The sequence below is a fragment of the Streptomyces sp. SID5469 genome (assembly GCF_009862865.1).
Classification (GTDB): Bacteria; Actinomycetota; Actinomycetes; order Streptomycetales; family Streptomycetaceae; genus Streptomyces; species Streptomyces avermitilis.
In genome coordinates this window covers 475,089-487,485 of sequence record NZ_WWIN01000001.1, presented here as the reverse complement: position 1 = coordinate 487,485, position 12,397 = coordinate 475,089, and the positions used below count along the sequence as shown (strand labels likewise).

Genomic DNA, 12,397 nt, shown 5'->3' with positions numbered 1-12,397 from the left:
CCCCCTGCTCCTCCCGGCGAACGCCCCGCCACGGTGGGCGGTCGAACCGAAACCGTAAAGGAACGACTCCGTGAACTCCCCGCTCACCGAGCACAACAGCCTCTGGATTCGCAGGTTCCACCCGCGCCCCGACAGCCACGTCCGGCTGGTCTGCCTGCCCCACGCGGGCGGCTCCGCCAGCTTCTACTTCCCCGTGTCCCGGTCCATGCCCGAAAGCGTCGACGTGCTGTGCGTGCAGTACCCCGGCCGCCAGGACCGCCGCACCGAACCTCTCCTGGACTCCGTACCGGCGCTCGCCGACAAGGTCTACGAGGCCCTCCTGCCCTGGACCGACCGGCCCATCGCCCTGTTCGGCCACAGTATGGGCGCCTCCCTCGCCTACGAGATCGCCCGACGGCTGGAGCAGGAGCGGGGCATCACGCCCGCCACCCTCATCGCCTCCGGCCGCCGCGCCCCGTCCACGCACCGCGACGAGACCGTCCACCTGCGCGACGACGACGGCCTCGTCGCCGAGATGCGCGGCCTCAGCGGCACCGACCCCCAACTGCTGGGCGACGAGGACGTCCTGCGCATGATCCTCCCGGCCATCCGGGCGGACTACCGCGCAGCCGAAACCTACACCTGGGAACCGGGGCCACCCCTGACTTGCCCCGTGACCTGCCTCGTCGGCGACGACGACCCGAAGGTCACCGTGGAGGAGGCCGCCGCCTGGTCCGGGCACACCGACGGCCCGTTCATGCTGAGGGTCTTCCCCGGCGGCCACTTCTTCCTGGCCCGGCACCAGACGGAAATCGTCCGCCTCATGGCCACCCAGTTGGAGGTGCTCGACCGGCCATGAGGACCGGCCTGCCTCTCGCACCGTGGCCTCGCACAGCGTGGCGATCCGGCAGCCGCACAGGGGTAGCGGTAGGCCGGGCGGGCGGTCCGTAGAACGCCGAGGCGGTCCAAGACCCCGGGGGCGATGTGTTGGCCGTTCTCCAGGAGCGCCGTGCCAGTGGAGTTGATTCGGGCCCGTAGGGCGGACAGGGCGCGTCGCGCATCGGGCGGGGAGAGCAGGCCGGGGAGTCATGCGGGTTCGTACGAAGTCGATCGCGGTGATCTCGCTCGGGGGCAGCCGGATTTCGCCGACCTGGGCGTCGTCCCAGGTGCCGCCGTCGAAGACGTGCGGGATCTCGCCGGGAAATCGCATGGCGGCAGGGACGCTGACGCTGTCGGGGGAGACCCAGTCGACGGCCAGGCACCGGTCGACGGGGGCGGAGACCCCGACTTCCTCCATGAGCTCACGGGCAGCCGAGTCGGCGGGGGACTCGCCCTTGTCGATGGCACCGCCCGGCAGGAGGCACGTGTCGCGGTAGTCGACGTGCTGGACCAGGATCTGCCCATGCCGGTTGGTGATCAGCACGGACGTCCCGGCCCACAATGCGGCCGAGGCGCGCAAGGCGCCGTACGCCTCGTCGCTCATTCGGGTGCCGGGCAGCTCGCCGGGGACGGATGCGGTCGTCATGGCTCTCCGATCAGGGACGGGGCTGGTCGGGCCCGGGGAAAGAAGAGGAGGTGGTTGGCCGCCGTCAGGCGGTGAGCCGGTGGGGGCCGTCCGGGGCGGGGCCCGGTCGCGATCCGGGTTATTACTCGGTCGCGATGATGGCGCGCCGGGTCTCTTCGGGCAGGCGGGCGAGGATGCCGGGCAGCGACCGTGCGCGGGCGACCTCTCCGCGGTGCGCGACGATGGCTGCCCACTTCTGCTCGCCAGGTGGTGACGTCGACGCTGGTGGTGGCGTACGCGTCCGGCACCGCGAGCACGGTCTTGCCGACGGCCTCGAGGAGCGGCCCGAGCTCGCCGACACCGGACTCGGGGTGCGTGGCGCAGTAGACGGGGGCCGGTAGCCCTCGATGAACAGCAACTGCACACCGCCGGGGAGCAGCGATTGCGCCTGCTGGAGCCGCGTGAGCACGCCCCGGCGGACGAGGGCCCAGGCGCCCGCAGCGTCCTGCTTACGGTCGTCGACCACCAGGCCGCGCACGCGGGCGTCGAGGAGGACCTCGCCGCGCTCCTGGACAGGGATCGCGGCGACCCGCCGGTCGGACATCAAGACGATGCTGCTGGCGCTCATGCGTGCCCCCAGGTGTCGACGTATGCGGCCACGCCGGTGCGGCGGGCCTCCTCCACGGCGCGCAGCCGCACGAAATCGCGGGCCGGCATCAAGGCCTCCCACTCGGCCAAGGGCAGGACGCGGGCCTCGTCGTGCTCGCGCGAATTGAGGGTGATGCCCCGGATCTGTTCCGCGGTCAGACGACCGCCGTCGAAGATCAGCTGCAGAGTGCTGTACGAACGTCCCTCCCGGGGCAGCCCGAACACGGTGGCCAGCAGCCGGGCCGGGCCCACGGCGGTCATGCCGGTCTCTTCCCGGCCCTCGCGCACCACCGCGTCCCAGGGCCGCTCGCCCAGATCCATCGCGCCGCCGATCATGTGCCAGGGGTGGCCGGGGGAGTAGACGGAGTGCAGCTGCAGCGGCCGGTCGTCCTCGTCGGTGACGTAGAGGCACACGTACGCGGCCGCCCGGGGCAGTGCGTCGGCGTACTACTGCGGTGGCATCCACGTCGAGTCCGGCTGCGCACCGGCCACAGCACCGGCACGTTCACGGTGGCGGGTCATCCACATCAGTGCCGGGCTGCCGCTGAAGCCGAGCTCCCGGTACAGGGGCGCAGCCTCCGGGCTGGTGTGCAGTTCGAACAGGGTGACGTCCTCGACGTCGCCGAGGTGGTCGAGGAGTGCGGATAGGACCGCCCGGGCGTAACCGCGGCGGCGGAACTCGGGCTGGGTGGCGACGATCTGTACGCGGGCGGCCCGGCCCCGGGGGTAGGCCGGGGCCGGGAGCACGGGGTGGATCAGGCCGAGGGCGCAGGCGGCCATCGTGCCGTCCGGGGCGTCGACGACGAAGGCCCGGGCGGCTCCTTCCGGCGTGAGCCGTGGCGCCAGCTCGTCCGTGCACTGCCGGACCCAGTCCTCGGTGAACGGTGCGGACAGGACGTATGCGGAGCGCATCCGGGTGATGCCTTCGGCGTCAGCGGGGGTTGCCGCGCGGACCGGCGGCCGTCCGGCGGCGTCGCGCGGCTCGGCCGCGGCAGTGGGTGCTGAGGCGGCGTTCACGGGCAACCCGACGAGCCGTTCCCGGAGGCGCAAGAGCCGCAGTCGGCGCCTGTCGGTGCTCCACCGCAGGCGGTGAAGGAGCCGCGCGGCCCCCGCGTGGATGGTGCCATAGACGAGGCGCGACAGCCGGCGACGGGGAGGCGACCTCACTGCTTCCGACCGCTACTACCGTGCGTGGATGGAGTACCGGGACCAGAAGGGGAGCGACCCAGCGACGAGCAGCTGTCGGCCTACCGCGCAGAGAAGCGACTGCTCGGTCGCGGCGGCAAGCCCGTCAGCCCGAGCAGCTTGCGCCTGCTCTTCGTGCGCCGGCGCGTGTACAACGTCTGGGCCGAGCAGCGAGTGCGCACCGAAGTTGCTGCGCAGTCGGACATTGCGCATGCGTCCGCAGACTGGGGCATCACCGCCCAGTACAACAAGCCCGTCACCCCGCCTACATCGCTGAAGAGTCCGAGGATTTCGAGCGGCGCTGGCAGGCACTGACCCGCCACCACGCCGATACGCAGCCGTAGACCACCGTCGGCGCACCGTGCGCATCAACAGCCCCTTGCCGCTGGGCATGCACGCTCCGGTAGCCGTAGGTGCTGTCGGCGTCCTCGAATGCTTTCTTTAGCCGGGCTCCTCGACGGGCCCGGAAAGTGCTCCCACTCCTCGGGTCGAACTTCGCCCACCGGGCGAGCGGCCAGACGGATCTGGCGGTTGGTCACGGACATCGCGCCTCCTGTCGTTACGGCTCGCCGCAGCATACCGACCAGTAGGTATGATGGGGAAGTGTCGATGACCACAGGCGATGCGTTGTCCTACACAAAGAAGGCTGACCAACGAGGACCTCCTGGCGGGCACACCAAAGTCGCTGATGTTGCGGTGATGTGCGTGCCCGACTCTGCACAGCGTCTCCACGTGCTCGTCGTGTCCGCAGACCGCAGAGTTGGGTCCCAAACTTGACGGCGAAGTACTGTCGGCGTACGTCCTTGCCCGGGGCGGAGCCCTGCGACCTGACGCTCCCAAGGCTGCCGGTAATCGCACTGGTTGACGTCGGTGTCGCCATCGAGTGCCAACCCTGCGCCCGTCAGGCCGGCCTGGACCGTCCACACGGGCGTCCAGCGCATGGCCGCGCCCGATGAACCGCCCGCCCCTCACGTGCTCTGTGAGCGTTCCTGACACTCCCGAGCCGACGGACGCGCAGTCAAATCGGGGGCCGCGGCGGGGCGGAGTGGCCCCGACTGCTCGAGGCCCGCTGGTTTTGGTCCCGCGCGGACCGATCATTATCGGCCGGTACTGCAAGGTGAAGCACATCACCGTCCGATCGCGTTGGCCCGCACCCGTCTGACGGGTTAGGTTCCAGCGATCACGTGGGGAGGACGTCGTAACTTCCCCGAGCGCAGATTTCCCTTTCGCACCCTCCTCTGACGAGAGATACAGGATATGTCTGCTCAAAAACCCTCACACCATCCTCCCCGGCGCATCGGCGTAGTGGCCGAGTCTGTCTCCGGGGAGACGCGGGTCGCGGCGACCCCGGCGACGGTACGACTGCTGCTGGGCCTCGGCTACGAGGTCGTCGTCGAGTCCGGGGCCGGTGAGGCCTCCGGCTTCGGTGACCAGGCGTACGCCGATGCCGGCGCGGGGATTGGCGAGGCCTGGGACGCGGATGTCGTGCTGAAGGTGAACGCCCCCTCCGACGCGGAAATCTGCCGGTTGCGAAAGGGCGCGACCGTGGTCGCCCTGCTGACCCCGGCGCAAAAGCCCGAGCTGCTTCAGGCGCTCGCCGACGCCGGGGTGACCGCCCTGGCGCTGGACGCGGTGCCGCGCATTTCGCGGGCGCAGTCGATGGACGTGCTGTCCTCGATGGCGAACATCGCTGGTTACCGCGCGGTCATCGAGGCCGCGCACGCCTTCGGACGGTTTTTCACCGGCCAGGTCACTGCGGCGGGTAAGGTGCCGCCGGCGAAGGTGCTGGTGGCTGGCGCGGGTGTGGCCGGTCTCGCGGCGATCGGTGCCGCTTCCAGCCTCGGCGCGATCGTGCGCGCCACCGACCCGCGGCCGGAGGTCGCGGACCAGGTGAAGTCGCTGGGCGGCGAGTACCTGCCGGTGGAAGCCGTTCAGGAGTCGAGCACCGACGGCTATGCCAAGGCGACGTCCGCCGACTACGACCGCGCCGCCGCCCAGCTCTACCACGAGCAGGCCGAGGACGTGGACATGGTGATCACCACCGCGCTGATCCCGGGCCGGCCGGCGCCGCGCCTGCTGACGGCCGAGGACGTGGCCGTCATGAAATCGGGCAGCGTCATCGTCGACATGGCTGCCGCGATGGGCGGCAACGTCGAGGGCACCGTGCCGGGGCGGACGGTGGTGACCGACAACGGCGTCACCATCATCGGCTACACCGACTTGGCCTCCCGGCTCCCGGCCCAGGCCTCGCAGCTGTTCGGCACCAACCTGCTGAACCTGCTGAAACTGCTCACTCCCGGCAAGGACGGGCAGCTGACGGTCGACTTCGACGACGTTGTGCAGCGGGCGGTGACCGTGGTGCGCGACGGTGACGTCACCTGGCCGCCGCCGCCCGTCGCGGTCTCGGCCGCGCCCGCCGCGCAGCCTGCGGCCGCACCCGTAGCGCCCGAACCGAAGCAGTCGAACCTGACGCCTGCGTGGCGCTTCGGCCTGATCGGGCTCGGGATGCTCGCGATGTTTTTGCTGGTGGCCTTCGCTCCCACGCAACTCGCGGGCAACTTCACCGTGTTCGCGCTGGCGGTGGTGATCGGCTATTACGTCATCGGCAAGGTGCACCATGCGCTGCACACCCCGCTGATGTCGGTGACCAACGCGATCTCCGGGATCGTCGTGATCGGGGCCTTGCTGCAGATCGGGCACGAGAGCTGGATCGTCACCACGCTGTCCTTCGTGGCGATCCTGCTGACGAGCGTCAACATTTTCGGAGGTTTCGCCGTCACCCGCCGCATGCTGTCCATGTTCTCGAAAGGCTGAGCCGAGATGACCTCCCTGAAGGCTTCACACGCTGCCGACCTGGTCGCCGCCCTGTTGTTCATCCTCAGCCTGGCCGGCCTGTCCCAGCATCGCACCTCCCGCGCCGGCGTCGTCTACGGCATTGCTGGCATGGCCCTTGCCCTGGTCGCTACCGTGGTTGTGGCGGCGCGGAGCATCACCGCCGGAGCGGTCGCGCTGATCGTGCTGGCGATGGCGCTCGGCGCGGCGATGGGCCTGTGGCGGGCCCGCCGCGTCGAGATGACGCAGATGCCCGAACTGATCGCTGTCCTGCACAGCTTCGTCGGCCTCGCTGCGGTGCTGGTGGGCTGGAACAGCTACCTGGAGGTGGATTCCCACGGCTCGGCGCAGACCCGGATCGGCGCCAACCTGCTGGGCATCCACCACGCCGAGGTGTTCATCGGGATCTTCATCGGCGCGGTCACATTCACCGGCTCGATCGTCGCGTTCCTGAAGCTCTCGGCGCGCATCAAGTCCCGTCCCTTGATGCTGCCGGGCAAGAACGCGCTGAACCTCGGCGCGCTCGCGGCGTTCGTCGTGCTGACCATCTGGTTCGCGATCAGCCCGAACCTACCCCTGATGATCGCGGTGACCGCGCTGGCGCTGGCCCTGGGCTGGCACCTGGTTGCCTCGATCGGCGGTGGCGACATGCCGGTCGTCGTCTCCATGCTGAACAGCTACTCGGGCTGGGCAGCGGCCGCGGCCGGCTTCCTGCTCGACAACAACCTGCTCATCGTCACCGGCGCGCTGGTGGGCTCCTCCGGTGCCTACCTGTCGTACATCATGTGCAAGGCGATGAACCGGTCGTTCCTCTCCGTCATAGCGGGTGGTTTCGGCATCGCGGCGCCGTCCGGCGGCGAGGAGGAGCAGGGCGAGCACCGCGAGGTGCGGGCCGCGGAGGCGGCCGAGATGCTGGCTCAGGCCCGCTCAGTGATCATTACGCCCGGATACGGCATGGCTGTCGCTCAGGCCCAGCATCCGGTCGCGGAGCTGACGCGGCAACTGTGCGAGCGGGGTATCGAGGTCCGCTTCGGCGTTCATCCTGTCGCCGGGCGCCTGCCCGGGCACATGAACGTGCTGCTGGCCGAGGCGAAGGTGCCCTACGACATCGTCCTGGAAATGGACGAGATCAACGACGACTTCGCCGACACCTCGGTCGTTCTGGTCATCGGTGCGAATGACACCGTCAACCCCGCCGCGACCGAGGACCCGGGCAGCCCGATCGCCGGCATGCCGGTGCTGCGGGTATGGGAAGCCGAGCAGGTCATCGTCTTCAAACGCTCCATGGCCTCCGGCTATGCGGGCGTGCAGAACCCGCTCTTCTTCCGCGAGAACAGCAGCATGCTCTTCGGCGACGCCAAACAGAGCGTGGAGGAGATCCTGCACGCGCTCAGCACCGACAGCCGACACGACGCGGCCCCGGCCGCACGCCAGGCGACGGTGGCCAGCCACTGATAGGTCGTTTTCCGCTGGCGGCGTGCCCGACGCGATGCTTGCGGTAGCCGACGTCCACCCACACTTTGCGCATGGTCGGGCGGGCGTCGGCCACCTGGTCGACTAGAAGTGAGCCCTCACGCCGGGCCGGGGCGCGGCGGGCGCTGATCACCGGCGCCAGTACCCCGCGCTTCTTCAGGGTTGAACAGCGTCGTGCCGTCACTGCTGTGCTCCGCCAGCAGTCGCAGCAGCTCCGCCCGCTGAAGCGGGCTCATGCGGTCGTGGATGCTGACGCAGATCGAGGCGTTGGCGCACCGGACCGCAGTGCCCCCCGTGGCCGGTGATGACCCGGCCGCCAAGGCCGAGGTCGTCCGGCTTCTCGACGTCCTGGGCTACGACGCCGTCGACATCGGCGCACTCGCCAACGCCTGGCACTGCGAGCCGGGCACACTCGTCTATGTCTGGCCCTACCTCGGAGAGCGCTCCCAGAGAATCACCAAGGAGGAGGCACGGCTCTGGTTCCGGGAAATCCCGGGCGAGCCAACGCCCGCCGACTGGGTCAAGGAACTCATCGACCAGGCCGTCCGAGGCCCCGTGGGCGGCTCTTTCGCCGCCCTACCGTTCAGGACACGGTGGTGCCCGAGGCGTTCACCGACGTCGCCGCCCCGGTGGAGGCGCGGACTGTGTCCACAGGTCCGGCGTCCGAGGCAGCGGTCACGACTGAAAAAGGCACCCAGTCCCACCCCGCCAAGACCGCGGCGCCGACTGCCGCGTCCCGTCCGGCGCGCACCGCCAGGCCGTCGGCGGCGTCGCGGCGCCCAGGCGTGAAGAAAGTACTAGGCAGCCTGAACCGGGAGGTGTCGGGGACGGCGGGAAGCAGCCCCGACAAAGCCGGGCTGAGATTTCCGGACGCCGCTGTCGGACCCTCACGGTGCGGGGCGCTTTGGTGGCTTGAAGAACACCAGCCGTTCCGGGCGGGAGTTCACCGCGGTCGAGCTTGAGGACCGGTTCGACCGCGAGGTGTGGGATGCAGTTGATGAGGCGTTATCCAACGGCGCCGGCGTGTGCCATGCAGCGTGCCAGGTCCGAGCGCGAGCGGATGCCCAGCTTGCGGTAGACGCGGGTGAGATGGGCCTCGATCGTCTTGCGGGACAGGAACAGGGCGGCCGCGGCCTCGACGTTGCTCAGACCCTCGCCGATGGCCCGTGCCACCTGGAACTCCTGGGGCGTGAGCAGCTCCGTCAAGGACGGCTCGGTCTGGCGGACGGCGGTGCGGTGCCCGGCCGCCGCGACCTCCGCCCGGGCTCGGGCCGCCCACGGCGCCGCCCCCAACGCGGTGAACGTGCGCTGCGCGGCGAGCAGGGGTTCCTGCGCCGCCGACGGCCGCCGGAACCGTCGTAGCACCTCTCCGGCGACGAGCCGGGTGCGTGCCCGTTCGAAAGGCATCTCCCGTTTGCTGTGGGCGAGTTCGGCGGTGGCGAGCCAGTCGGCGGCCTCCTGCGCCGTCCGCGCCAGCATCACCCGGCAGCGGGCGTACGCGGCCGCGGGCCACGCCAGCGCGGTCGCCTCGGCGCGCTCGGCGAGCCAGTCCGCGACCGCGACGGCTCGCTCCCGTGCGCCGGTACGCAGAGACGCCTCCGCCAGATCCGCCACCCACGGCATGAGGCTGGGGTTGACCAGCCCCATCCCGTCGGCCATCCGGAAGGCCGCCTCCAGGTGCGTACGGCAGGTGTCCGGATCCCCGGCGGTCAGCGCGGCCGCCCCCAGCGTGCCCCGCGCGAACATGTCCAGACCGCGCAGCCGGCCGCCGCACCAGTGCTCGTACCGGGCGATCCGCTCCTCGCAGGCCGCAGTGTCGCCCCGCAGGCCATCCAGCCGGGCCAGCTGGATCAGTGCGTAGCCCGACATCGCCAGAAGCCCGAACTCCTCGGCCCAGCGCAGTGCTTCCGCAGCGTCCGCACGTGCCTGCTGCCAATGGCTCCACATCTCCACCTCGCACCGGCCCAGCAGCGCGTACGACAAGAGCGTCGGTGAACTGTCGCGCCGTGTGCACTCGATCACTGCGTCCAGCACCGGCCGGGCGGCCTCGCCGTCGTCCGTCCAGGAGAGGCCCTGCGCGATGTCCATGGCGATCTGGCGTTCCTCGGGGCCGCGGGCGATGTCCATGGCCACAGGGCTGTGGCTCTCGTCCAGGAGCGCGAGCAGGGCCGCGCGTCCTGTCGGCACGTCGCCGCCCAGGGCCTGGGCCTTGGCCCGCATCACGGCGGCGTGCCGGCGCTGGGTGTCCCGTCCGTCGTCGGCGAGTTCCTGGCAGCGTGCCGCGATGTCGGAGGCGTGCCGCAGCCGACCGTCCATCATCGCGGGCGCCACCGCGGCGCCGTACAGGAGGCAGGCCCGGGGCCGGTCCACGGGTTCCACCGCACGGGCGGCGTCGACGAGGAGCCGGTGGGCGCGGGCCGGGTCGCCGAGCCAGGTGCAGGCCTGTCCGCGCAGCAGCCCGATGTCGGCGGTGAGCCGCGGGTCACGGCTGTGCACGAGGGCCTGTTCGCACCAGCGGGCGGCGTCGCGTGCGGTGCCGCCACAGAAGGCGTCACGGGCCGCTTCGAGCAGCCGACGCGCGGCGTCAGCGGGGTCCGGGGACAGCTCGGCGGCACGGTGCCAGGCGCATGCCGCGGCCGCCAACGCATTGCGCCTACGAGCCTGTTCGGCGTCGGCGGCCAGCCGGCCGGCGACCGCCTCGTCCGGGCCGGGCGCGGCGGCGGCCAGATACCAGGTCCGCAGCTCGTCCGATGACAGCGCCGCAAGCCGCCGATACACCTGGAGCCGGCGGGCCGTGGTGCACTGGCCCAGCACCACCGGCCGCAGCACGGGATGCCGGAGCTCGCACACGCCGTCCCGGATCCGCACCAGTCCGGTCCGCTCGGCCGCGTCCAGCGCGTCCAGGTCCGTGCCGTCCGCCGCCAACGCCTTGGTCAGCAGGGCGAGGTCGGGTGTGCGGCAGGCGGCGACGTACACCAGTGCCTCCCGGGTGCGATGCGGCAGCGCGCGCAGCTGTCCCCGCCAGGCCCGCTCCACCAGCGGCCCGGGCGCCTCCCACATCTCGTCCCACTGCGTGGCTCCCGTCGCGCGCATCCGGGCGAGCATGCCCGCGTACTCGACGAGCACCAGCGGATTGCCCAGCGACAGCCGGACCAGCCGATCCGCCGCCGGATCCGTTCGGTCCAGTCCGTGCCGTCGCAGCAGCGTCCAGCAGTCGTCCTCGGCCAGCGGCCCCAGCGCCACCCGCGGCACGCTCGCCCACGGGCCGTCCTCTTCGGCCCCGGGCTGCACGGCCATCACCAGCGCCACCCGCTCCGTGGTCAGCCTGCGTGCCACGAACTGCAGGACCTGCCGTGACGAGGGATCCACCCAGTGCAGATCGTCCACGACCACCAGCAGCGGCCGCACCTCACCGGCCGCCGCTAGCACACCGAGCGCACCGGCGCACACCGCATAGGGATTGGGCCCCGCCACGTCCGCCAGCGCCAGACAGCCCTCCAGCGCCCGTCTCTGCCCCGGGGGCAGCTCGGTGAAGTACGGCCGGAGCGGAAGCAACAGGTCGGCGAGGACGGTATAGGGCAGCACCGCCTCCGACTCCACCCCGCGGGCCCGCAACACGGTCGTACGGCAGCGGCCGGCCGTGTACCCCAGCAGCATGCTCTTCCCGGTCCCCGGGTCACCGCTGAGCAGCAGGGCGCCACCCCGCTCCGTCAGGGCATCCAACAGCCCGTCGAGCAGGGCCCGTTCACACTCTCGTCCGACCGGCGGGAACTCGGTGTCCCCGGCCGGCCCCGTCCCGGCCCCCGGTACGCCGCCGGTCACGACCGTCGTCTCGTCCATGACGCCCCCGTACGCCCGCGGCCGTGGGCCGCGTCACCAGAGTGCTCCCGTCGGGGTGATCGACGTGGGCGATTGCGCATCCTTGTCCGGCTTTGGCGTTTCGTGAAAAACCTTACGAACATAGGGAGTTCCCCGATGCGCCGGAACCCTCTTGTGCAGTTGCATCGATCGGACTCGTGGGATGCGTCGGGGGAGGCGCCATGAGCACTGCCGACACGTTCGCGCCCAGACTGTGCCTACTGGGCCGCTTCACCCTGACCTACGGCCCCACCACGCTCGACGTCGGCACCGCGGCCCAACGCCTCCTCGCCTACCTCGGCATGCGCCACCACGGCACCCGCACGGTGGTCGCGGGGACACTGTGGCCGGACGTGCCGGAGGAACGGGCGCACGGGAGCTTGCGTACGGCGCTCTGGCGGCTGCACCGGGGGAGGGAGCCGCTGGTGTGCAGCGAGGGCGACACCCTCGCACTGGCCGAGTCGGTCACCGTGGACGCCCGGACCCTGATGAACTCGGCCCTGCACGTGGTCGGCACATCACCCCCGGCACCCGCACCGCCCCGGGACCTGCTCTTCGCTGGCGACCTCCTCCCCGGCTGGGACGAGGACTGGGTGCTCTTCGAACGCGAACGTCTTCGTCAGCTCCGTTTGCATGCGCTGGACTCCCTGGCCCACCGACTCTTGGCGGAGGGGCACCACGCCCTCGCTCTGGAGGCCGCATTGGAGAGCGTCAGGATCGAACCCTTGCGGGAGAGCGCCCACCGAGCTGTGGTCGCGGTACACCTGGCCGAGCACAATGTGCTGGAGGCGATTCGGCATTACCGGGCGTTCAAGGACCTTCTCCGCATCGAACTCGGTATCGCCCCTTCTCTGGGCTTCACTTCGATGCTTCCGGCCTGCGCGTTGATCCGTGACTGACGGGCGTGTGACAGGACCG

The 12,397-nt window shown here is 70.8% G+C and carries 8 protein-coding genes and 2 pseudogenes; 4 read left to right on the top strand and 6 right to left on the bottom strand.

What is annotated here, in order from left to right; translation table 11 throughout:
- Positions 1 to 70 precede the first annotated feature (70 nt).
- Entirely contained in the window at positions 71 to 838 is a 768-nt protein-coding gene (locus GTY58_RS02235) for an alpha/beta fold hydrolase (RefSeq protein WP_010981844.1), read from the top strand.
- A 309-nt stretch (positions 839 to 1,147) separates the two neighbouring features.
- Here GTY58_RS02235 and GTY58_RS40185 read toward each other — a convergent pair.
- The 4 genes and pseudogenes from GTY58_RS40185 to GTY58_RS40175 all read right to left on the bottom strand — a co-directional run.
- Positions 1,148 to 1,462: pseudogene (locus GTY58_RS40185) on the bottom strand (NUDIX domain-containing protein); the annotation flags it as partial.
- Between the two features lie 406 nt (positions 1,463 to 1,868).
- Positions 1,869 to 2,111, bottom strand: a pseudogene (locus tag GTY58_RS02220) (dipeptidase); the annotation flags it as partial.
- On the bottom strand, positions 2,108 to 2,545 hold the full coding sequence (locus tag GTY58_RS40180; protein ID WP_010981842.1) for an NUDIX hydrolase: 438 nt from the start codon (positions 2,543 to 2,545) through the stop codon (positions 2,108 to 2,110). The pseudogene GTY58_RS02220 and the gene GTY58_RS40180, both read right to left, overlap by 4 nt.
- Positions 2,546 to 2,578: 33 nt before the next feature.
- Positions 2,579 to 3,148 (bottom strand): GNAT family N-acetyltransferase, encoded by a 570-nt coding sequence (locus GTY58_RS40175; RefSeq protein ID WP_052295921.1) that lies wholly within the window; start codon positions 3,146 to 3,148, stop codon positions 2,579 to 2,581.
- Positions 3,149 to 4,573: 1,425 nt separating this feature from the next.
- Between GTY58_RS40175 and GTY58_RS02205 the strand changes: the two genes are divergently transcribed.
- Together GTY58_RS02205 and pntB are read left to right on the top strand one after the other, a co-directional pair.
- The gene (locus tag GTY58_RS02205) at positions 4,574 to 6,130 is read left to right on the top strand and encodes a Re/Si-specific NAD(P)(+) transhydrogenase subunit alpha (protein WP_010981840.1); all 1,557 of its coding nucleotides are present in this window, start codon (positions 4,574 to 4,576) and stop codon (positions 6,128 to 6,130) included.
- Between the two features lie 6 nt (positions 6,131 to 6,136).
- Complete coding sequence (gene pntB, locus GTY58_RS02200; protein WP_010981839.1) at positions 6,137 to 7,603, top strand: Re/Si-specific NAD(P)(+) transhydrogenase subunit beta; 1,467 nt, start codon at positions 6,137 to 6,139, stop codon at positions 7,601 to 7,603.
- A gap of 116 nt (positions 7,604 to 7,719) precedes the next feature.
- On the opposite strand, the gene GTY58_RS02195 is transcribed toward pntB, so the two are convergent.
- On the bottom strand, positions 7,720 to 7,857 hold the full coding sequence (locus GTY58_RS02195; RefSeq protein WP_154696711.1) for a hypothetical protein: 138 nt from the start codon (positions 7,855 to 7,857) through the stop codon (positions 7,720 to 7,722).
- Positions 7,858 to 8,626: 769 nt separating this feature from the next.
- Positions 8,627 to 11,461, bottom strand: coding sequence for a LuxR family transcriptional regulator (locus GTY58_RS02190; RefSeq protein WP_010981837.1), 2,835 nt, complete (start codon positions 11,459 to 11,461; stop codon positions 8,627 to 8,629).
- 200 nt (positions 11,462 to 11,661) lie between these two features.
- Between GTY58_RS02190 and GTY58_RS02185 the strand changes: the two genes are divergently transcribed.
- Positions 11,662 to 12,378 (top strand): BTAD domain-containing putative transcriptional regulator, encoded by a 717-nt coding sequence (locus tag GTY58_RS02185; RefSeq protein WP_010981836.1) that lies wholly within the window; start codon positions 11,662 to 11,664, stop codon positions 12,376 to 12,378.
- Positions 12,379 to 12,397 lie beyond the last annotated feature (19 nt).